Below are 20,460 nucleotides of genomic sequence, written 5' to 3'. Positions count from 1 at the left end.
GCATTTACTCGTAATAGTTATAAATTCCCGCCGCCATCACCAACTGTGATGCGACTTCATGGGCTTTTTCACGCCCAACCAGCAAATCAATGATCTTCAGTGCGAAATCAATTGATGTTCCCGGCCCCTGACTGGTGAGCAGGTTAACCCGCGGGTCCCAGACGACGCGTTTGTCTTGCCATTGTTCGGTGGGGATTTGCTCTTTCAGCGTGGGAAAACCGGTCATATTGCCGATTGGGAAGAGGTTATGCGGTACCAGCACGGTGGCCGCCGCGGCGCAGATCGCCGCGACAATACGCCCGGAAAGATGAAACTGGCGTACCGTTTCTACCAGCAGCGGGCTATCGCGGAAGCACTCTGCACCTTTAATCCCGCCAGGCAGAACGATGATGTCAAAATCGCCGTCGGCAACTTCGACCAGCGGCGCATCTGCCAGCAGTTTGACGCCGCGCGAACAAACGATCGTCAGGTTGCCATCGCTGGCGACGCTTGCTGTGGTGACTTTTACGCCGCCGCGAACGAGTAAATCGATGGTGGTGACCGCTTCGGTCTCTTCGCTACCAGGGGCGAGGCAAATCAGTGCCGACGCGCTCATATTCATTCTCCTTACGCTTAACCTGTTCAAATAGGCGGGCATTTTCCGGTACGGCTATGCCGTGGGCACGGGCGCGTTTGAGTAAAAAACCGGTGATATAATCGATTTCCGTATGACGCTGGGCGAGAATATCCTGCAGCATTGAGGATGTATTTTCTGCCGTACTTTCAATGACCTGATGAATATAGAATAACAGGTTTTCCGGCGAGGTATGCATCCCTTCACGTTCCATGACCGCGGCGACTTCATAACAGATAGCGGCAACCTCTTGCGGATATTTACGTAATTCACCGTTCTGGCAATTTTTTAACGCCGTTAGCGGGTTAATGACGCAATTTACCGCCAGCTTACTCCAGGTTGCGGGATAAATATTGTTATGCCAGGCGACGTCGGGCAGCACGCCCTGTAAGACATCGGCAAGGTGACTGTAGTCCTGCGGATAAACTTTTGCCGGGCCAATATGGCTGGTACCGTTGGCAACGTGGACGATAACGTTGCCATCGCGTCGGGCTGCCTGGGTGGTCGAGGCCATCAGCAGCGGCTGTTTGACGCTCTTAAGCTCATCAACGGTACCCATGCCGTTATGCATTAATAAGATAGGTGATGAAACAGGTAGGATTTCGCTGAGATTTTTCACCGCATTGGAGACCTGCCAGGCCTTGAGCGTGACCAGCAGCAGGTCGCTGCTGGCGAGAAAATCAGGATCGTTAGCGGTGAATGATTCATTAAACACACTACCGTCGGTTTCAATCACATTAACACTACAGAATGGCTGTGGGACGCGTAACCAGCCCTGGACTTCATGTCCGTGTTTGTACAGCGCAGTTAGCCATAACTGTCCCAGTGCACCGCATCCGAGTACGGTTACTTTCATTATTCCTCCTCACCTGTAAGTGCAGCATCAGGTGCTCATGGCTAAAGTATAGCGTTATCAGTTATCCTTTCGGGATAACAAGTTGAGTTATGTCGCGTTGTGGGTATTATGCAACGCAAAAGAAACGGAAGGAGAGGAAAAGATGCCATCTTTCGATATTGTCTCTGAAGTCGATCTTCAGGAAGTTCGAAACGCTGTAGAGAACGCAACCCGTGAAGTTGAGTCGCGTTTCGATTTTCGTAACGTTGAAGCGAGCTTTGAGCTGAACGAAAAAAACGAGACCATCAAGGTCCTCAGCGAATCTGATTTCCAGATTAATCAGCTGCTGGATATTCTGCGCGCCAAGCTGCTAAAACGCGGAATTGAAGGTAGTTCTATCGAGGTGCCGGATGAGTTCGTGCATAGCGGTAAAACCTGGTTTGTTGATGCGAAGCTGAAGCAGGGCATTGAGAGCTCGATGCAGAAGAAAATCGTCAAACTGATTAAAGACAGCAAGCTGAAGGTGCAGGCGCAGATCCAGGGCGAAGAAATTCGCGTGACTGGTAAAGCGCGTGACGATCTGCAGGCAGTCATGGCGCTGGTGCGCGGCGGTGATTTAGGCCAGCCGTTCCAGTTCAAAAACTTCCGCGATTAATATATTGATATTGCTGTGTTTTGTAGACCGGGCAAAGCGTTAATCGCTGCCCGGCTAAACACGAGCATCAGCCAGAAGCGGGTTACCCCGCTTTTTTTACGCCCCTTTGATGGCCTGCTCAACCTCAAAGCGGTTAGTCAATTTACTGTCGATTTTGATGTACACCGAACGCTCTTCCGCAACCACCAGAGCCTCTTTTACACCTTCTTTAGCTTGCAAGCGCGCCTGCAACATTGCATCGGCCACAACATCGTCTGGAATTTCTACTCGTAAACTGCTGACATATGGCGGCTCGCTCATGGTGCTGGCTACCAGTAACCACAGCATAGACAGCAATGCTCCGAGCAGGAATACGGTTTGCGAGTCAAAGAAGCCATCCACCCAACCGCCGAGAGCCCCACCAATTGCCACGCCGAGGAATTGGCTAGTAGAGTAAATTCCCATTGCGGTGCCTTTATATCCGGCAGGTGATTCTTTACTGATTAACGAGGGCAGTAGCGCTTCCAGCAGGTTAAACGCAAGGAAGAACAGTTGAACGCCGGCCACCAACTCCCAGAAGTATCCCCCAGCTCCCCAAAGGACAATTTCAGCTATCAGCAAAATAGCCACGCACAGCATGAATACGCGCTTCATTTTGCGCTTCACTTCGGCGTAGATAATAAACGGTACCACGGCGACAAATGAGACCAGCATGGTGACCAGATAGATTTTCCAGTGCTCAGCGGCAGGGAAACCGGCGGCCTCCAGCTGACCCGGAAGGGCGACGAAGGTGGACATCAGCATGATGTGCAGGCACATAATGCCGAAATTAAGCTTCAGCAGCTTTGGCTCCGCAAGCACTTTACGAAAGCAGCCTTTTACCATCCCGGACTCGCGATTTAGCACGTGATTGTGGCTGTTAGGCACCACCCACAGAGTGAGCAAAATACCGAGCGTCGCCAGGACGGCAATCATCCAGAACAGGGCTTGTAGGCCAAGCTGATGAGTAACAATGGGCCCGAGAACCATAGCGATAGCAAAGGTGACGCCGAAGCTGACGCCAATAAAAGCCATGGCTTTGGTACGATTCTGCTCGCGGGTTAAATCAGAAAGCAGCGCCATCACCGCTGCGGCAATCGCGCCGGAGCCTTGTAGCGCGCGGCCAAGAATGATGCCCCAGATGGAGTCAGAGAGGGCGGCGATAATACTGCCGATAACGAAGATTAACAGGCCGCCGACGATCAGTGGTTTACGACCAATTCGGTCAGAAAGCAGGCCGAAAGGCACCTGAAATATTGCTTGAGCCAGCCCATAGATACCAATAGCCAGACCAATGAGTGCTTCACTTGCGCCCTGTAACGCCATGCCATAGGTGGTCAGAACCGGGAGGACCATAAACATGCCAAGCATGCGCAGAGAGAATACGGTCCCCAAACCCCAGGTCGCGCGCAGCTCGCCTGGCGTCATTTTGTTATCGTTCATTACCACCTCAATATAAAAACTGCGACTAGTGTAGTGGGGGGAACCTAAAGCGTAAATAAATGTTTGTTTAACAGATATTACGGCAGTGTTGCATGATGAGGTGGGTGGGGTAGAGAGAGAAAGAAACCAGTGGAGGAGCCTCCACTGGCGCGCAGAGATTATTGGCAGTTGAAGTCAACCCACTGACCGCCTGCATCGGCGGATTTAACGCACTGTTCAACCCAGTAAACGCCGTGGAGTCCGGCTTCGACGTTCGGATACCAGAAAGTCTCCAGGAACTCACGATCGCCGCGATCCATTGCGTCCATGGCGATAGCGTAGCGGCGGTAGAGGTTAGCCCAGGCCTCGAACAATCCTTCCGGATGGCCTCCGCCGATACGATCGTCCGCCAACGCTTGCTGACTCAGATAGGGCATCCCGCGCTCAAGAACGCGTGCCGGTTCGCCCTGTACCTCATAGCTGAGCTGATTCGGGCGCTCATCCCACCATTCGATACTGGCTTTTTCCCCGATAACGCGCACTTTCTGTGAGTGCATTGCGCCGCTGTTGACTGCGCTGGTCCACAGAGAACCGACTGCGCCATTGTTATATTCCATCAGTACAAAGGCGTTATCTTCCAGCGGGGCGCGGGATTTGACAAAGCTCTGGCGTGAGCACATCAGCCGGGTGATGTTGAGATTTGGCACCATCGTTTCCGCAATAAACAGCGGGTGAGTTGCCAAATCCCCCAGCACATAGCTTGGCCCCGCATATTTTGGCGTCACGCGCCAGCGGGTAGATTCAGCCTGCAGTTCGACGGCTTCATTATGAAAACCGTGGGCAAACTGCATGTTAATAATGCGGATCTCACCGAGCATCCCTTCGGCGATCATCTGACGTGCCTGCTGGATCATCTGGTGTCCGGCATAGCCGTAGGTCACACCGATGATTTTATTCTGCTTTTTACTCAGCGCCAGCAGTTCGCGAGCTTCATCGGCGGTAAAGCACAGCGGTTTTTCACAGACAACGTGCAGCCCGGCTTCCAGCGCCGCTTTGGTGATGGCGAAGTGGGTATTATTTGGCGTGGTCACCGAAACGGCCTCAATACCGTCAGGACGTTTGGCCTCTTCTGCAAACAATGTTTGATAATCGGCGTAGCAACGCTCTGGAGCGATTCCGAGCTGCTCGCCAAATTGACGCCCGCGCGCGGCATCTATATCGAGCGCACCGGCCAGCAGGGTAAAGACATTGTCGCGTAGCGCCGCGCAGCGGTGGCTATAGCCAATTTGGCTGGTACCGCCGCCGCCGACCATTCCCCAGCGCAGGGAGCGAGATAAGGGTTTCATGCCGTTTAACATGATGGTGCTCTCCTTTATAGATACTACGGATTTCAGAGGTTCGTGTACCCGCGCTCTTAGAGCGCAGGTGTGGTTTCTGGGCAATTCCAGAACAGGTTTTACATTTCTCCACGGGCTTCGCGTTCTTTCAGCTCCTGCATAATCTGCGGGTACTGCTTATCCAGCCGGTAAAACAGCAGCGTAATAATGACCAGGATCCACAGGAAGAAAGAGCCGTAGAGGTAAACGTTGTTAATCATGTCGATAGCGCTTTGCGGCTGAACGCCTGAGCCGCTACTGGAGCTGACGTAGCCCGCCATACTCAACAGGCCGGAGATAACCGCAGCGGCAACACCCGCGCCGAGCTTCGTTCCGACGGAACCGGCGGAAAAAATCATTCCTTCTTGCCGGACGCGAGTTTTCCACTGGCCGAACTCAACGGCATCGCCGCAGAAGCCGAACAGCACGGCGTTCAGCGGCGCGAAGCCAATACCGCGAATAATCGCGTTCGCCAGCGCCCAGTGATAATCATCGGAGTTAAACATAAACAGCACCTGCCCGATGGTCGCCAGCACAATGCCGCATAATGCAACATTGCGCTTACCGTATTTGCGGATGGGGACGGAACTGAGGAAGGTGAAAATGATGATACAGGCCGTTTCGGCAACGAAAATGGAGCTATAGAAGGTATCGTCGCCCAGTACGTAGCGGCAGTAGTAAGGCAACGCGATCCCAACCACGGTGTAGTAAACGCTCTGTGCTGTCCACAGGATTGCGCTGGCCCAGAAGTACTGGTTACGAAAGAGCGCGGAGAGCTGTTTTTTAACAGGGATATTCCCCTGTTTTTCTCGCGCTTTGATAACGACTTTCTCTTCACATTTGTAGAAGCAGAACAGCAGCAACAGCAGCGCCAGAAAAGCCCAGATAGACATGGTTTTGATCCATGCGGCCTGATCGTCGCCGAAATATTTCACCAGTGGCAATGTACAAGCTACAGCGAGAATACGACCGAACGGCGACATCGACATTCTGGTGATGCTGAGCATATCCCTTTCCCATGAGTCGCGAGTCATCATGGCGGAAAGGCTGCCGTAGGGAAGGTTGATAGCGGTGTAGCACACGGTGGTACAGAAGTTATAAGCCACCAGCAAATAAAGAAACTGTAGCGTGCTGGTGGTTTGCGGAACGGTAAATAACAGGATCGCGGAAACGGCATAGGGAATGCTCATCCAGAGCAGCCAGGGACGCGATTTACCCCAGCGGGAGTTGGTGCGTTCGACCATCAAACCCATTATTACATCGGAAACGCCGTCAAACAGACGGGAGATCAGCATCACCAGACCGACGGTGGCGATGCTGATTCCTACGTAGTCGGTATAGAACAGGGTTAATACGGTGCCAATCATGCCGAAAACGACGTTGCAGGCGGTATCGCCGCCGCCGTAAGCAATGCGGGTGGTCCAGGTTAGCTTATCGCCGCGCGCCGCTGCGGGGGAGAGAAGGATCTGCTGTTCACTCATGGTCTATTCCTTTGTCGGGGGACAAGTAAGTACCTCAGTGCCAGTTCCGCCGGCACAACCTTATCCTGAATGTCAGCCAGAACATATGGAAATATTTATTTCATTTCAATGGTTATTTGAAATTTAATTTCTGTATATGCGAGGGGGATCGAAAAATGAAAATATTGCGTCAGTGATTTTACATTCACAACCATTAAATTAAGTTGATTGATAAGGTTATTAATCAGGTTTTTGATGAGTTATTTATTTGTTTACTGTATTGAATTGGCGCTTTTAGAGCGGAAAAATGAGAGGTGAATCGATAATTCTAGTGGCTATATTTTTTCATTTAATAAATAAATGAAATTTATTTTTCTTTAATTGATGAGGCAAGCACGATGCCAGGCCGTGCCTGCCTGAGCTTAACGTTTTATTGCGTGCTCCTGATAGCCGTTGCGGATGTAGTGGATTTTGTCGTTGAGTCGGCGGCAAAAATGCCTTTGGCAGTGAGTCCGACCACAGTAATCGCGGCGGGGATCCCCAGAATTAAAAATACGCTCTCGAAACTGAGATCCAGCGCCAGCATTTCAGCCCCGGCAAAGGCGCTAAGGATCGCGCCCATACGGCCAACGCCGTGCATCCAACTGGAGCCGGTGGCTCGTGCCTCAGTCGGATAATAGCGGGCGGAGAGCGCGTTCATACCGGTATTCGCGCCGTTCAGGCAGGCTCCGCTGATAAACGCCAGCAGGCAGATGAGCGCAAAGCTTGCCGCCGCATAGCCCATTGCCATTGTGAACAGTCCGCCGACCGCGTAAATCAGCCCGAGCGCCCGATGCGGGTTGATCCGGTCCATCAGCCAGCCTGCAAACAGCGAACCAATGGTTCCGCCCGCCTGATACATCGCCGTCATGACCGCCGCCTGGCTGACCGTCAGACCGACCTCTTTGACCAGCGTCGGCAGCCAGCTGCCGAGGAGATAGACCAGAAACAGCCCCATAAAGTAGACGAGCCACAGCATCAGCGATCCGAATCGGTACTGGCGGGAGAGCACGATACGCATCGCGTTACCATTCACGGGCTGTGTCGGGAAGGTAAACTGGGCATCATCGGCGATTTGCCCGGGGTAGAGGCGCTGCAAAACTGTCCGAATACGTTCGGCCGGTGCGCGCTTAACCACCAGAAAGCGCACCGATTCAGGTAAAAGCCAAATAAGTACCGGAGCGAATAGTACCGGAAGAATGCCGCCAAGCATCATCAGCGAATGCCAGCCAAACTGTGGGATCAGCCATGATGCGGAGAAACCGCCTGCCGCCGCGCCAAAAGTGAAACCACAAAAAATGACTGTGATAAGAAACGAGCGCTGGCGTTCCGGGGCGTATTCCGACACGAGAGTACCGATATTCGGCATCGCGGCACCCAATCCCAGTCCGGTCATAAAACGAAAGAACATCATTTGCTCAATGTTTTGTGAAAAGGCGGTGGCAATGGTCCAGAAACCGAAGAAAAATACGCTATTGATGATGATTTTTTTCCGCCCCAGCCAGTCGGCAAGCGGGCCGGAGAAGATAGCGCCCAGCGCCAGGCCGATCAGCGCGGCGCTAATCACAAAGCCGAGTTCGTGATTGCTCACTCCCCACTCTTGTTTGAGCGTCGGGGCAATAAACCCCATGATGGCGATATCAAAACCGTCCAGAGCAATCACGCAGAAGCCTAAAAACACCACCAGTTTCTGGAAGCGGCTGAGCGGGTTAGTGTTAATTAACTCCCTGACGTCCAGGCGTTGAGTCTGTGTCATGGGATCCTCCTTATGCGCAAGGGCGCAGATAAGACTGCGCGGCATTGAACAGCAACTGGGCACGAGTAAGCGCAGGCAGCGCACCCTGGTCACCACTTAAGGGAACCTCCAGGGAGACCGGCAGCGTGTCTGGAAGCGCCGCCATCAGACCTCGCAGATCAAGCCCGCCTTCGCCGGGGACTTTACGTGCTGCACGGGCCTGGTAAATAAGCTCTTGTTCATCAACGGGCGCCTGCGGCGAGGCATCGCAAAGCTGCATATAGTTGAGGCAATTTTGCGGCAGCGTGGCAAGCGTGGAGAGTGACTCGCCCGCTCGCCAGAAATGGATAGCATCGATCAGTATGCCGATATCTGAGCGACCGCTGGCGTTGATCAACGACTGGGCCTGGGCGATGGTGCGTAAATGGGTCCAGGGCATCGGTTCCAGATTCATGGTTAAACCATACTCCTGGCCGGACTCGGCGAGTCTGGCCAGGTTGTCTGCGCTGCGTGCCTGATTTTCATCATTTCCGGCGACCAGTACCTGCCTGGCCCCCAGGCGTGCGGCGGTATCGAGGAATAATCGCAAACGGGCATTGAGTGAAAAATCTGGCGTCAGGCGAACAATTTCGACGTCCGAGACGCGAATGCCTGTTTCCATCAGCGCCGACAGAGTGTCGCGCACGGCAGGGGTATTACCGAGCATGTCGTAATCCGGGTCGGTGGGCGTGGCGGGAAGCAGGCGCAGACCGACGTGGGTAAATCCGGTTTGTGCTGCGATCCGCACCTGTTCCGGTGGCGGGACGTCGAGTAGGGTAAGCGCGGCGAGTGACAGGGTTCGCATGTTCATAAAGGACTCCAGTACAGTTGCAGGTTGTTGTTGTTATGTGTATTGCCGTCCCTGGTAAGATGTCGTTTACTACATTGTTTTTGTTATGTTTACTGCCAGTTTTTTACCGACAAGATAGCCAAAGGTCATGGCCGGTCCGAGCGTGATACCGCCGCTAGGATAGAATCCCTGCATCACGCTCGACATATCGTTGCCGATAGCGTAAAGGCCAGCAATCGGCTGCTGTTGAGCATTCAGTACCTGTGCGTTTTCATCAGTTTGCAGTCCGCTGAAGGAGCCCAGAGAACCGGGAAGAATACGCACGGCATAAAAAGGTGCATGGCGCAGCTCGCCGAGGGTCGGATGGCCGGAATGGCTGGCATCACCCTGTGCGCGGTTGTATGCTGACGCGCCGCGCTGAAAATCCTCGTCTTCTCCTTTGTTGGCAAAGCCGTTAAAGCGGGCTACTGTTTCCGTTAATTGCCGCGGATCGATTGCACACTGTTGTGCCAGTGCCTCCAGCGTTTCGCCGCTTTGCAGGTAGCCGGTTCGTAACCAGGCTGTCGGTGAAAAGGGAAAGGGGCGCGCGTGGCCTAACCCATAGCGGTGCAGCGCACGACTGTCTGCTATCAGCCACGCCTGAGGCGCTTCACCCGGTGGAGTCGCATCCAGCAGAGCGGCAATAAAATCGTGATAGGAGTTAGCCTCGTTGGCGAAGCGTTTGCCGTTGGGCAGAACGGCGATAAAGCCTGGCTTGGCGCGTTCAACCAGATGCGGAAATACCAGTTGCAGACCGCTGGCGAGGGTCACGCGCGAAACTGGTGCCCAGGCCATGGCGTGTCTGAGTGAGGCATCAAACTGGCCTCCAGCTGATTCGCCGAGCCGAATGCCATCACCCTGATTACCCGGCGGTGCAGCGGAAAAATGACCGTAGCCGCTGGCGGCATGAGGCACATTTTGCGCCAGGCGCTGCCTGTCGTGAGGAAATCCACCGCAGGCGAGGATCACCGCCCCGGCGCGAACGTCTATCTCACCGCTGTCGCTGCGTAATACCGCACCCTCTATGCCTTTGTCGGAAGTGAGCAGTCGTTCTACCGGCGCGTTAAGCTGAAAATTAACCCCGGCATCCAACGCCGAACGCAGCAGGCGAGCAACCAGCGCATTGCCGTTAACCAGATGCTGCCCGCGCCCGGCGCGAAGCCGCTGCCAGCCGTGGCGTAACAGGCGGCGGGTTGCGTATATCGCCGAGCGCGGCGAGCGGGTGGCGTTAAAAAAATGCGCCATGTCCGTGCCGCCAGCGATGCCCATGCCCGCGAGGCTGATGGTTTCCAACGGCGGACGCAGGCGATGCAGCCAGTCACCGAGTAAGCGCCCGTCAAAAGGCTGCGCGGTGACCGAACGCCCACCCTGCGCATAGCCCGGCGAATTGTGGAAGTCCGGCATTTTGCTGCCGGATAGAAACTGTACCACCGTGTGACGTCGGAAGAAGTCAATCATCTCCGGGCCGTACTTTAAGAAAGTGAGCAGGCGAGCGTCGGCAGGTTGCCCATCCATCTCATGCCGGAGATAGGTGAGCGGCTCATCGAGATCTTCTTCAATGCCTTCCTCGCGCGCCAGCGGATTGCGTGGGATCCACAGCCATCCGCCGGACCACGCGCTGGTGCCGCCAATCACTGACTCTTTTTCCGCAACCAGCACGCTGGCACCACCTAGCGCGGCGGTGACGGCGGCAGAGAGACCCGCCGCGCCGGAGCCGACCACCAGAACATCCACGTTCATCTGCCCGCTCATGCCTGACTCCTTATTGCAGTGGTGAAAAATCAGTGGGGCGCAGGAGAACTGACTCCAGGCGTTCGACGGCCGCCAGCTCGCGGTTCTTGCGTGAGAAAGTGAGCCAGCGTTCGTCTTGCGCCATCCGAGCACGGCGCACCAGACGATCGTCGAGGCTCTCGTAGGCCCAGATATGCACTACCTGATTGACCACGCCAATTTCGGTGAAGAAAAAGCCGATCAGCTTGCCGAGGTGCTCGGTCTGGACGGCGTAAGCGTCGCTTTTGTACAGCGCCAGCCAGTCGGCCATTTTCAGCGGATTGATGGTGTAGGTACGTTTTTCATAAATCATGGTTTTCTCCAGTTTACAGTGCGTGTTGTTGTGCCATATGGCTGGCTGAGAGGTAGCCGAAGGTTAGCGCCGGGCCGAGGGTGATGCCGGGGCCGGGATAGGTTCCGGCCATGATCGAATCCATATCGTTGCCGACGGCATAGAGCCCTTTAATAGGCAGGCCTTGTTGATTAACCACCTGGGCATCGGCGGTGGTGACCAGCCCGCGTGAGGTACCGAGATCGCCGGTATAGAGCGTAACGGCATAAAATGGCGCGTTCGTTAGCGGGGCGTTACAGGCGTTTGGCTGGTGGCTCGGATCGCCCATTGCGCGGTTATAGCTGTTACCGCCTTTGGCAAACTCAGGGTCAAGTCCCTCGGCGGCATCATGGTTATAGCGGGTCACCGTGTCGTTGAGCACCTGCGGGTCCAGCCCTATCTGTTGCGCCAGCTCAGCAAGAGAATCGGCTTTGCGCAGATAACCTGCTTTCACCAGCGCATCGTTATTCACCGGGGCCGGTCGCGCCAGGCCAAGGCCGTAGCGCTTCATGGCCTGGGCATCGCAAATCAGAAAGCAGGGCGCATTTTCAGCCCGGCTTTGCATGGCGCTGGCAAAGTGGTGATAAGAGTTTGATTCATTGACGAAGCGCACCGCGCGCTGGTTGACGGCAATAACGCCGGGCTTTGCCCGGTCGGTGACGAGATGGGGAAAGCGCTCTTCAGTACCATCAGGACGACGTAAAACCGATACCGGGGCCCAGAAAAAGTTGGAGGATAAATTCGCGCCTTCGCAGGCGTGAACTGTTGCCGCCAGGCGAAATGCGGCACCGTCGTTGGCGGTAGGCGACATGGTGTAGTGCTCGCGGGTTTTGGGCCGATATTGCTCGGCCAGCTCACCTGCGGCAAACCCTCCTGCAGCCAGCACCACGCCGCAGCGGGCTTCCAGGGTTTGCTTCTGACCATCATGCTCAATTTCGACGCCGGTCACTTCACCGTTGCGTTCGGTAAGCGAAAGCACGTTGACGTTGAGCTTGAGGGTCATGCCTTTACGAAAGGCGAGTGTCGCCATGCGGGCAACCAGCGCGTTGCCCATTGCCAAACGGGTACCGCGATGGTGCTTGAGGCGGTCGCGGCCGAAGCGCAGCAGCAGCTTGCTACAATGCGACAGCGAACGCAGGGAACGACGCATATCTAGAAAGTGCTGGATATCGACGCGGTTAACCATCATCCCGCCAAACAACAGCATTCCCGGTGGCGGCGCGCGCAGGTCGCGAAAATGCTCTCCCAGCTCCCGCCCGTCATACTCCACCACTTCCAGCGCCCGGCCTACATCAACGGCACCGGGCTCATCCGGGTAGTAATCCGGCGAGAGCGGGCGCAGGCTATATTTCACCGCTCCCTCTTTTTCCAGAAACGCCAGCGCCTCGCGACCGGAAGTGACAAAGGCGTCGACCAGATCCTGGCGATAGTTTTGTTCGCCGATAATGGTATACAGGTAGGTTTTAATCTCCTGTGAAGGGCTGTTTTTTGCCGGTTTCCGTGCCTGATCGCTATCGTGGATCCATACTGCACCGCCGGAAATCGCCGAGGTACCGCCAAACTGAGGGGCTTTTTCCAGCATCAGTACCGACAGCCCTTTACAGCAGGCAGTCACCGCGGCGGCAAAGCCCGCGGCGCCGCTGCCGATGACAATGACATCCCAGCTTTTCATGCCGCCGCTCCTTGTTCATGCGGGATTGCGCCAATGAACTCTCCCATCAGCTTCATCTGTGCCAGCGCCATTTCCGGCCCGGTCTGGATGATGCAGCCGCGATGTTGAGCAAAGGTGAGTAATGGTGTTATTACCGGTGCGGTGACTACGTCCGCGACGTGAGTAGATGGCTGGAGCGTTTCCAGTAGCGCTTGCGGTAGCGGTAAGGGATCAAAACCGGTCATTCCCGCAGGGGAGCCGTTGACCACTAAATCAAGGTCCGCGAGCGTTGCGGGCAGCTCGGTGAGATGAACCTGTGGAAAATGAGTTGCCAGACGATTGTGTAGTAACTGAAGGGTTGCCGGATTCTGGTCATAAAGCGCCAACTGGCTGATGCCTGCTTCGCAGAGTCCCCACGCAATTGCGCTGCCGACGCCGCCGCAGCCGGAGAGCAGCGCGCTTTTACCCGCGGCATTGAATCCGTGCGCCTGAGCGGCGAGTTGAAAGCCGACACCATCGAGCATATCGCCCTGTAAACGACCATCTGCCAGCTTACGGATCACATTCACGGCGTTGAGGTGACGAGCGCGCGGCGTTAGCTCATCCACTAGCGAGGCTGCACGCTGTTTATGCGGGACGGTGACCAGCACGCCGCTCATGTTGTGCCAACCGCGTAGCGTTTTCAGGTAATCGGCGACGGCGTCGGGGGCGATATCGACCGGGATCATGATGCTGTCCATCTGCTGGTCAGCGAAGTAGCGGTTGAAGTTCTCCGGCGATTTAACCTGGGTAATCGGATGGCCGATAACGGCGACAACCTGCGTAAATCCACTGACCATTTCAAACCTCATTTTGTTAAATGAATGTTGTGAAAGTATTTCAGTGGAAGCTGAGAGCGGCAACGCAGAATTCGACCATATTGGTTGTTAATCGCACCATCACTGCGATAATCGCGCTAAACTGATTGTATTGTTGCGAAAGTGTGAACAACTATGCAAAACGAAATACATTCCCGCGATCTGATCGTCGGCCTGCAAAAAGGACTGGCGTTGATTCAGCTGTTCTCTAAAGAGTTTCCAAGGCTCACCGTACCGCAGGCGGCGAAAATGAGTGGGCTGACGCAAAGCGCGGCGCGGCGGTTTCTTCTCACACTGCTGCACGATCGCTATTTGCAGACTGACGGACGCTATTACTGGCTAACGCCCAAAGCGTTACGTCTGGGGCAGGCGTATGTTGATTCAGCACAGTTCCCGCGCATGGTAAGGCCAATTGTTGAGTACATTGCCAGCCGAACCGAAGAACATGCCTCGGTCGGCGTGATTGATGATGATGAACTGGTGTACATCGCTCGCAGCAAACATACGCCGTTTAACTCGACCTCCGTGCGTCTGGGGGAGAGGGTGCCGATTTACTGTACTGCCGGAGGGCGGCTGTGGCTGGCTTCGTTGCCGGAAGCTGAATGCGAAGCCGTATTGCAGCGGATTAGGCGCGAGCAGCGAACGCCGTATACGGTGACGGACGTCGCGGCGCTGATGGAGAAAATCGCCCTGGTTCGTCGCCAGGGATATGCCTCTATTGAGCAGGAGTTTGAAATAGGCATGCTGGTGCTGGCGGTACCGTTGTCTGACAGAGAGGGGACTTACTGGGGAGCGCTGAGCTTAACCAGTCATCTGTCGCGTACTTCCCTTGAGGCGCTATGCCGTGACCACCTCGATTTGCTCTATAGCGCGCAGGTAATGTTGGTGGGATAACCCAGAGAGGAAACGGGCAGGTTCAGAACCTGCCCGTTGTACTATTACGCGTTCGCGCCGTCGATAAAGCTGTTCCAGTCCGCTCCCGCGTTATTGACGAAATTTGACCAGCTATTTGCCGCGGTGTTCACAAAGCCATTCCAGTTGTTCGAACCGGCTGACACGAAGGTGTTCCAGTTCGATTGACCGATAACAAACTTGCCAAACTCTACCGCGCTGTCAATGACGAAGTTGGCGAAGGCAGCACCCGAGGTGGCAACAAACGATCCAAACCCCAGCCCGGAGTTCACTACAAAATTCGTAAAGCCGGTGGCAGCGTTCATCAGATTAAAACCACCTGAAACATATTCCATTTCGCTGAATGTTAACTCTTTCATTTTTATTCCCTTATAAAACGGATTGCTATAAGTGAACCACTCGCTCACCGTGAAAGACTAACACCGTTAAATAAAGGCAAACCAGCCAGAGAATTAAGCATGATACTGATTTATTTATTATTTTTATGTGAACCTAATGAGCGAACGACTAATGATGGTTTTACCGGATATGAAATGATGTCGGTGATTTTTCATCTGAAGTGAATTCAGGTAGGGGAGGGGGAGTCAGACTGGCGGACAAAAAAACAGCCCCCGGTCTTGCGAGCGGAGGCTGTTGAGCGGCTACTGAAGATGAACTTATCTGACCATCGTCAGCAGGTTATGTGAATCTGGCACCATGAAGTCAACGGACATCATCACTGATAGCGCGGTAATGGCAACGATGGAAAAGACGAACAGCTTGCGCGCCCAGACTTTATCATCCACCACTTTATAACCGCGCAGCGCCATCCCAAGCCACCAGACGCTTACTGCCGCAGCGACAACCAGATATTTATACCCAGCGTAGCCGCCCAGAGAGAGCATCAGCGTCGCGACGGCAAAAGCGATGATGTAAACGGTGATATGGTTTTTAGCCACTGAAATGCCTTTCACTACCGGCAGAACCGGAATATTCGCCGCTTGATAATCCTTGAAGCGGAAAATCGCGATGGCGTAAGAGTGAGGCATCTGCCACAGGCTGAAAATTGCCAGCAGAATGGCAGCACCGCTGTCAAAGTCACCGGTCACCGCGCAGTAGCCAATCACCGGCGGCGCAGCGCCGGAGAGAGAACCAATCAGCGTGCCGTAGACGGAGTGGCGTTTCATATACAGGCTGTAAACGCCGACATAAACGACAAACCCCATCACTCCCAGCCAGCAGGCCAGTGGATTAGCGCCAAACCACAGAAGCATGAAGCCAGCAATACCCAGCAGGGTGGCGTATACCAGCGACGTTTTTGGCGAGATCAGCCCTTTGACCAGCACCCGGTTTTTCGTCCGTTCCATCTTTCTGTCGATATCACGGTCGATATAGTTGTTGAAAACACAACCCGAGGCGACCACCAGGGAGACTCCAAGGAGCGTCCAGATGAACAGCGGATAGTCGATGTGGCCTTTGGAGGCCAGCAGGAAACCGCCGATCACGGAGATCAGGTTGCCAAAAATGATGCCTGGTTTCGTTACTTGCAGGTATTGCTTAAACATACTCGCCGCTCTTAGTGCATCATCATGTTGTAGTTCAGGTTCCACATAATCCAGATGGAGCCGACAACTACGATAGCAATGATGATTACGGTGAAGATAAATGCGGTCAGGTTCCAACCTTCGTCCGACTTACTGTTCATGTGCAGGAAGTACACGAGATGTACCACAATCTGCACAACTGCAGTAATCAGGATGGTTCCCAGAATAACCGCATGCGATGCGGAGCCACTCATAACCATAGCAAACGGGATAACCGTCAGAATGATCGACAGGATAAAACCTGTCATGTAGCTCTTTACGCTGCCGTGAGAAGCGCCGTTATGATCGCTAGAATGACTCATTACATTGCCCCCATCAGATAGACTACAGAGAACACGCAGATCCACACTACGTCCAGGAAGTGCCAGAACAGGCTCAGGCACATGATACGGGTGCGGTTAGTGCTGGTCAGGCCGCGACGTGAAACCTGTACCATCAGCACCGCCATCCAGATAAGACCCGAGGTCACGTGCAGACCGTGGGTGCCGACCAGCGCGAAGAATGCTGACAGGAATCCGCTGCGATCCGGGCCCATACCTTCAACAATCAGGTGATGGAATTCATAGATTTCCATCGCGATGAACCCTGCCCCGAAGAGGAAGGTCAGCGCCAGCCAGGAAACCACCTGGCTCTTGTTGTTTTTGTACATGGCGATCGCCGCCATGCCGTAGGTGATGGAGCTGAACAGCAGCAGAGCGGTTTCAACCAGAACGAACGGCAGTTCGAAAATATCTTTACCTGTCGGGCCGCCCGCCGTGCCGTTCACCAGAACGGCATAGGTTGCGAACAGAGTGGCGAAGATAATGCAGTCGCTCATCAGGTAGATCCAGAAACCGAATACCTTCATCGGTCCTGTATCATGGTGCCCGTGTTCGTGCGCGTGGGCGTTATGCGCAAGAGTATCAGTTGCCATTTTTCAGCCCTGCTTTGTTAATCTCATCGAAATGCTGATTTTCCAGTTTTTCGACTACTGCAACCGGCACGTAGTAATCCACGTCCTCGTCAAAGCTCTTAATAATCCAGGTCACCAGGATACCGACGAAGCTTGCAATCGCCATCCACCAGATGTGCCAGATCATTGCGAAACCAAACACCGTTGCGAAAGCAGCAATAACGATGCCCGCGCCGCTGTTTTTCGGCATATGAATCTCTTCATAGCCTGCTGGTTTCTTATACGCATCGCCTTTTTCTTTCATTTCCCAGAACGCATCGCGCTCGTGGACGTTCGGAACAATAGCGAAGTTATAGAACGGCGGAGGAGAAGAGGTTGCCCACTCCAGAGTACGGCCGCCCCATGGGTCACCAGTCAGGTCGCGGTTCTGTTCGCGATCGCGAATGGACACATAGAACTGAATCAGCTGGCAAAGAATACCGCAGGCGATCAGCGCTGCACCGCAAGCTGCAACAACCAGCATTGGGTGGAACTGCGGGTCAATCTGCTGGCTCAGGCGACGGGTCATACCCATAAAGCCCAGCACGTACAGCGGCATAAATGCAACGAAGAAGCCGATGATCCACAACCAGAAAGCGCGTTTGCCCCAGGTTTCGTTCAGCGTAAAGCCAAAGGCTTTCGGCCACCAGTAGGTCAGACCTGCGAAGCAACCGAACACCACGCCGCCGATGATGACGTTATGGAAGTGTGCGATCAGGAACAGACTGTTGTGCAGCACGAAGTCTGCGCCCGGTACCGCCAGCAGAACGCCGGTCATACCACCTACAGAGAAGGTCACGATAAAGCCAATCGTCCACAGCATTGCAGAGTTGAAGACGATGCGGCCCTGGTACATGGTAAACAGCCAGTTGAAGATCTTAACCCCGGTCGGGATGGCGATAATCATGGTGGTAATACCGAAGAAGGCGTTTACGTTCGCGCCCGCACCCATAGTAAAGAAGTGGTGCAGCCAAACGATGAACGACAGAACGGTAATACACACTGTTGCCCATACCAGCGAGGTATAGCCAAACAGACGCTTACGCGAGAAGGTTGCAGCGATTTCGGAGAAGACACCGAATACTGGCAGAACCAGGATATACACTTCCGGGTGGCCCCAGGCCCAAATCAGGTTAATGTACATCATCATGTTGCCACCCATATCGTTGGTAAAGAAATGGGTGCCCAGGTAGCGGTCCAGGGTCAGCAGCGCGACGGTGACGGTCAGAATTGGGAAGGAGGCGATAATCAGGATGTTGGCGCACAGAGATGCCCAGGTAAATACCGGCATCTTGAACATGGTCATGCCAGGGGCACGCATCTTGATAATCGTCACGAAGAAGTTAATACCGGTTAACGTGGTACCAATACCGGAGAGCTGAAGCGCCCAGATCCAGTAATCGACCCCGACTCCCGGACTGTACTCGATTCCCGATAGCGGCGGATAGGCCAACCAACCGGTCTGCGCGAATTCACCGACGCCCAGAGAGAGGTTAACCAGAATCACGCCCACAACGGTGAACCAGAAGCTCAGGTTGTTAAGGAATGGGAAGGCAACGTCGCGCGCACCGATCTGCAGTGGAACCACCAGGTTCATCAGACCGATAACAAACGGCATCGCTACGAAGAAGATCATGATAACGCCGTGGGCGGTAAAGATCTGATCGTAGTGGTGAGGCGGCAGGAAGCCTGCTTCCCCGGCCGAGGCCAGCACTTGCTGGCTACGCATCATTACGGCGTCAGCAAAGCCACGCAGCAACATCACGATTGCTACGATAACGTACATGATACCGAGACGTTTGTGGTCAACCGAAGTCAGCCACTCGTTCCATAGGTAGGACCACTTACCGAAGTAAGTAATAGCCGCCAGAAGCGCCAGTCCCCCAAGGATAATCGCAGCCACCGTAACCACAATAATGGGTTCATGGTAGGGCACTGCATCCAGTGTAAGTTTTCCGAACATCGTTTTCTTCCTCGGCCCCTTAGTGAGCGGTTTCCGCGTGGCTCATGTCCATGCCTTCCATTCCTTCGTGCGCTGTGTGCTCGCCTTCAGGTTGGGACATATCCATGCTCTTACCGTGAGACATAAATTTGTTAACAACATCTTTGAACAAATCAGGTTTCACGTTAGAGAAGTATTCCACTTTGTTGTATTCGCTAGGCGCTGCCAGTTTGTCGAACGTATCCATAGAATCCATGGCATTCGCAGACTGTTTTGCTTTCGCTACCCACTGATCGAAGGTTGCACGATCCGGCGTGGCGATAGCTTTGAACTTCATTCCAGAGAAGCCCGGGCCGCTATAGCTGGCGGAGATACCGTCGTAAGTACCAGCTTCGTTCGCAATGAGGTGCAGCTGAGTCTGCATCCCGGCCATTGCGTAAATCTGGCTGCCTAAACGTGGGATAAAGAACGAGTTCATCACGGAATTGGAGGTCACTTTAAAGTGTACCGGTACGTTCGCCGGGAAGGCGATTTCGTTGACGGTAGCAATACCTTGTTCCGGATAGATGAAGAACCATTTCCAGTCCATCGAAACGACTTCGATAACGATTGGTTTTTCATCGTGAGCAAGCGGTTTGCTTGGCTCTAATGCGTGAGTTGTTTTCCAGGTCAGAACGGCCAGGAACAGGATGATCAGAATAGGAACCGTCCAGACCACAGCTTCAACTTTGTTGGAGTGTGACCAGTTCGGGCTATACTTCGCATCTTTATTGCTCGCACGATACTTCCAGGCAAATCCTACTGCCATCAAGACGGCTGGAATAACGACAATCATCATCAGGCCAAAGGCCGTCAGAATCAGAGAGCGTTGCTCCAGTCCAATCTGTCCTTTTGGGTCGAGGAGCGCAGAATCACAACCACTGAGTAATACAGTACCTGCGATTAATGACATCCATCCCAAACTTTTATTGTATTTCCTAAGTCTCATTGAACGACCTCAATTCCACGGAATCTGGTGGCGCTTAAAGTGTACGGGCATTTTACGGGAAGGTTGCATTACTGTAAACATCATTGGATCTGTGTCTGTTCCGTGTTAGCGGCTTCTGCTTGGTTTGTCACATATGTTACGGAGTGTGACATAATAGCTTGCAAAGCTTGATTTATGAGGGATTGATAGCGAAAGAGATAAGAATGGAGTGACTTATAAGAGAATGAGTATAACCATACGTAAAATAAAACAAATAATTAACAATTACGCATCAAATAAAAGACGTGATAAAAGCGGAAAAATAAATCACGCGAGCTGAATCGGTTAAATTTTTTATAAAACAGAATGAAAGTTGTCAATAATTTCCAGAAATCTAAAACGCACAAAACAACAAATGAAGTATGATGAATATAAAATCGTTAATAAGACGTTATAATTACGTTTCGTAATTACAACGTCCCCTAACGTTTCCTG

General features: G+C 53.6%; 19 protein-coding genes. 2 read left to right on the top strand and 17 right to left on the bottom strand.

What is annotated here, in order from left to right:
- Positions 1–4: 4 nt before the first annotated feature.
- Positions 5–595, bottom strand: coding sequence for a protein deglycase YajL (gene yajL, locus AC07P6_RS23660; protein WP_182236719.1), 591 nt, complete (start codon positions 593–595; stop codon positions 5–7).
- On the bottom strand, positions 558–1,469 hold the full coding sequence (gene panE, locus AC07P6_RS23655) for a 2-dehydropantoate 2-reductase (protein WP_182236721.1): 912 nt from the start codon (positions 1,467–1,469) through the stop codon (positions 558–560). Before panE ends, yajL begins: the two co-directional genes overlap by 38 nt.
- A gap of 142 nt (positions 1,470–1,611) precedes the next feature.
- On the opposite strand from panE, the gene AC07P6_RS23650 reads away from it, so the two are divergent.
- Complete coding sequence (locus AC07P6_RS23650; RefSeq protein ID WP_110273763.1) at positions 1,612–2,103, top strand: YajQ family cyclic di-GMP-binding protein; 492 nt, start codon at positions 1,612–1,614, stop codon at positions 2,101–2,103.
- Positions 2,104–2,199: 96 nt separating this feature from the next.
- Here the strand turns inward: AC07P6_RS23650 and AC07P6_RS23645 are convergent, their stop codons facing one another.
- The 9 genes from AC07P6_RS23645 to AC07P6_RS23605 form a co-directional block, all read right to left on the bottom strand.
- Positions 2,200–3,564 carry an MFS transporter gene (locus AC07P6_RS23645; protein WP_478314848.1) on the bottom strand — a complete coding sequence of 455 codons (1,365 nt, stop codon included), beginning with the start codon at positions 3,562–3,564 and terminating at the stop codon, positions 2,200–2,202.
- 158 nt (positions 3,565–3,722) lie between these two features.
- Positions 3,723–4,901, bottom strand: a complete 1,179-nt coding sequence (locus tag AC07P6_RS23640) for a Gfo/Idh/MocA family protein (protein WP_478314847.1) — start codon at positions 4,899–4,901, stop codon at positions 3,723–3,725.
- Positions 4,902–4,999: 98 nt separating this feature from the next.
- A complete protein-coding gene (locus AC07P6_RS23635) occupies positions 5,000–6,400 on the bottom strand; it encodes an MFS transporter (RefSeq protein WP_478314846.1) in 1,401 nt (466 codons plus the stop codon).
- Positions 6,401–6,809: 409 nt separating this feature from the next.
- Entirely contained in the window at positions 6,810–8,174 is a 1,365-nt protein-coding gene (locus tag AC07P6_RS23630) for an MFS transporter (RefSeq protein ID WP_304256581.1), read from the bottom strand.
- A 10-nt stretch (positions 8,175–8,184) separates the two neighbouring features.
- Positions 8,185–9,003, bottom strand: coding sequence for a sugar phosphate isomerase/epimerase family protein (locus tag AC07P6_RS23625; protein WP_434659978.1), 819 nt, complete (start codon positions 9,001–9,003; stop codon positions 8,185–8,187).
- A 69-nt stretch (positions 9,004–9,072) separates the two neighbouring features.
- Positions 9,073–10,773, bottom strand: a complete 1,701-nt coding sequence (locus AC07P6_RS23620; protein ID WP_478314845.1) for an FAD-dependent oxidoreductase — start codon at positions 10,771–10,773, stop codon at positions 9,073–9,075.
- Between the two features lie 10 nt (positions 10,774–10,783).
- On the bottom strand, positions 10,784–11,104 hold the full coding sequence (locus AC07P6_RS23615; protein ID WP_004099512.1) for an NIPSNAP family protein: 321 nt from the start codon (positions 11,102–11,104) through the stop codon (positions 10,784–10,786).
- 13 nt (positions 11,105–11,117) lie between these two features.
- Positions 11,118–12,794, bottom strand: coding sequence for an FAD-dependent oxidoreductase (locus AC07P6_RS23610; protein WP_478314844.1), 1,677 nt, complete (start codon positions 12,792–12,794; stop codon positions 11,118–11,120).
- Entirely contained in the window at positions 12,791–13,612 is an 822-nt protein-coding gene (locus AC07P6_RS23605; protein ID WP_478314843.1) for a shikimate dehydrogenase family protein, read from the bottom strand. The genes AC07P6_RS23610 and AC07P6_RS23605 overlap by 4 nt, the downstream gene beginning before the upstream one ends.
- 153 nt (positions 13,613–13,765) lie before the next feature.
- Between AC07P6_RS23605 and AC07P6_RS23600 the strand changes: the two genes are divergently transcribed.
- Positions 13,766–14,524 (top strand): IclR family transcriptional regulator domain-containing protein, encoded by a 759-nt coding sequence (locus AC07P6_RS23600; RefSeq protein WP_181483318.1) that lies wholly within the window; start codon positions 13,766–13,768, stop codon positions 14,522–14,524.
- Positions 14,525–14,568: 44 nt separating this feature from the next.
- Here the strand turns inward: AC07P6_RS23600 and AC07P6_RS23595 are convergent, their stop codons facing one another.
- The 6 genes from AC07P6_RS23595 to cyoA form a co-directional block, all read right to left on the bottom strand.
- Positions 14,569–14,901: a hypothetical protein gene (locus tag AC07P6_RS23595; protein ID WP_182236740.1), complete on the bottom strand. Its 333-nt coding sequence runs from the start codon at positions 14,899–14,901 to the stop codon at positions 14,569–14,571.
- A gap of 297 nt (positions 14,902–15,198) precedes the next feature.
- Positions 15,199–16,086 (bottom strand): heme o synthase, encoded by an 888-nt coding sequence (cyoE, locus tag AC07P6_RS23590; protein ID WP_110273751.1) that lies wholly within the window; start codon positions 16,084–16,086, stop codon positions 15,199–15,201.
- 11 nt (positions 16,087–16,097) lie between these two features.
- Positions 16,098–16,427 (bottom strand): cytochrome o ubiquinol oxidase subunit IV, encoded by a 330-nt coding sequence (locus tag AC07P6_RS23585; RefSeq protein WP_110273750.1) that lies wholly within the window; start codon positions 16,425–16,427, stop codon positions 16,098–16,100.
- Positions 16,427–17,038 (bottom strand): cytochrome o ubiquinol oxidase subunit III, encoded by a 612-nt coding sequence (locus AC07P6_RS23580; RefSeq protein ID WP_110273749.1) that lies wholly within the window; start codon positions 17,036–17,038, stop codon positions 16,427–16,429. The genes AC07P6_RS23585 and AC07P6_RS23580 overlap by 1 nt, the downstream gene beginning before the upstream one ends.
- On the bottom strand, positions 17,028–19,019 hold the full coding sequence (cyoB, locus tag AC07P6_RS23575; protein ID WP_110273748.1) for a cytochrome o ubiquinol oxidase subunit I: 1,992 nt from the start codon (positions 19,017–19,019) through the stop codon (positions 17,028–17,030). The genes AC07P6_RS23580 and cyoB overlap by 11 nt, the downstream gene beginning before the upstream one ends.
- 19 nt (positions 19,020–19,038) lie before the next feature.
- The gene (gene cyoA / locus AC07P6_RS23570; protein ID WP_434659975.1) at positions 19,039–19,986 is read right to left on the bottom strand and encodes a cytochrome o ubiquinol oxidase subunit II; all 948 of its coding nucleotides are present in this window, start codon (positions 19,984–19,986) and stop codon (positions 19,039–19,041) included.
- Positions 19,987–20,460: the final 474 nt, after the last annotated feature.

Source organism: Klebsiella sp. GFKo11 (genome assembly GCF_056490265.1).
The sequence above is the reverse complement of the archived record's forward strand: the minus strand, read 5'-3'. Positions and strand labels throughout refer to the sequence as shown.

Excerpts from the sequence above, each read along its gene's own strand:
- cyoB (WP_110273748.1), bottom strand. The coding sequence starts at position 19,019 with ATGTTCGGAAAACTTACACTGGATGCAGTGCCCTACCATGAACCCATT.
- AC07P6_RS23610 (WP_478314844.1), bottom strand. The coding sequence starts at position 12,794 with ATGAAAAGCTGGGATGTCATTGTCATCGGCAGCGGCGCCGCGGGCTTT.
- panE (WP_182236721.1), bottom strand. The coding sequence starts at position 1,469 with ATGAAAGTAACCGTACTCGGATGCGGTGCACTGGGACAGTTATGGCTA.
- AC07P6_RS23640 (WP_478314847.1), bottom strand. The coding sequence starts at position 4,901 with ATGTTAAACGGCATGAAACCCTTATCTCGCTCCCTGCGCTGGGGAATG.
- cyoA (WP_434659975.1), bottom strand. The coding sequence starts at position 19,986 with ATGAGACTTAGGAAATACAATAAAAGTTTGGGATGGATGTCATTAATC.
- cyoE (WP_110273751.1), bottom strand. The coding sequence starts at position 16,086 with ATGTTTAAGCAATACCTGCAAGTAACGAAACCAGGCATCATTTTTGGC.
- AC07P6_RS23615 (WP_004099512.1), bottom strand. The coding sequence starts at position 11,104 with ATGATTTATGAAAAACGTACCTACACCATCAATCCGCTGAAAATGGCC.
- AC07P6_RS23585 (WP_110273750.1), bottom strand. The coding sequence starts at position 16,427 with ATGAGTCATTCTAGCGATCATAACGGCGCTTCTCACGGCAGCGTAAAG.
- AC07P6_RS23650 (WP_110273763.1), top strand. The coding sequence starts at position 1,612 with ATGCCATCTTTCGATATTGTCTCTGAAGTCGATCTTCAGGAAGTTCGA.
- AC07P6_RS23645 (WP_478314848.1), bottom strand. The coding sequence starts at position 3,564 with ATGAACGATAACAAAATGACGCCAGGCGAGCTGCGCGCGACCTGGGGT.
- AC07P6_RS23635 (WP_478314846.1), bottom strand. The coding sequence starts at position 6,400 with ATGAGTGAACAGCAGATCCTTCTCTCCCCCGCAGCGGCGCGCGGCGAT.
- AC07P6_RS23595 (WP_182236740.1), bottom strand. The coding sequence starts at position 14,901 with ATGAAAGAGTTAACATTCAGCGAAATGGAATATGTTTCAGGTGGTTTT.
- AC07P6_RS23625 (WP_434659978.1), bottom strand. The coding sequence starts at position 9,003 with ATGAACATGCGAACCCTGTCACTCGCCGCGCTTACCCTACTCGACGTC.
- AC07P6_RS23580 (WP_110273749.1), bottom strand. The coding sequence starts at position 17,038 with ATGGCAACTGATACTCTTGCGCATAACGCCCACGCGCACGAACACGGG.
- AC07P6_RS23630 (WP_304256581.1), bottom strand. The coding sequence starts at position 8,174 with ATGACACAGACTCAACGCCTGGACGTCAGGGAGTTAATTAACACTAAC.
- AC07P6_RS23620 (WP_478314845.1), bottom strand. The coding sequence starts at position 10,773 with ATGAGCGGGCAGATGAACGTGGATGTTCTGGTGGTCGGCTCCGGCGCG.
- AC07P6_RS23600 (WP_181483318.1), top strand. The coding sequence starts at position 13,766 with ATGCAAAACGAAATACATTCCCGCGATCTGATCGTCGGCCTGCAAAAA.
- AC07P6_RS23605 (WP_478314843.1), bottom strand. The coding sequence starts at position 13,612 with ATGGTCAGTGGATTTACGCAGGTTGTCGCCGTTATCGGCCATCCGATT.
- yajL (WP_182236719.1), bottom strand. The coding sequence starts at position 595 with ATGAGCGCGTCGGCACTGATTTGCCTCGCCCCTGGTAGCGAAGAGACC.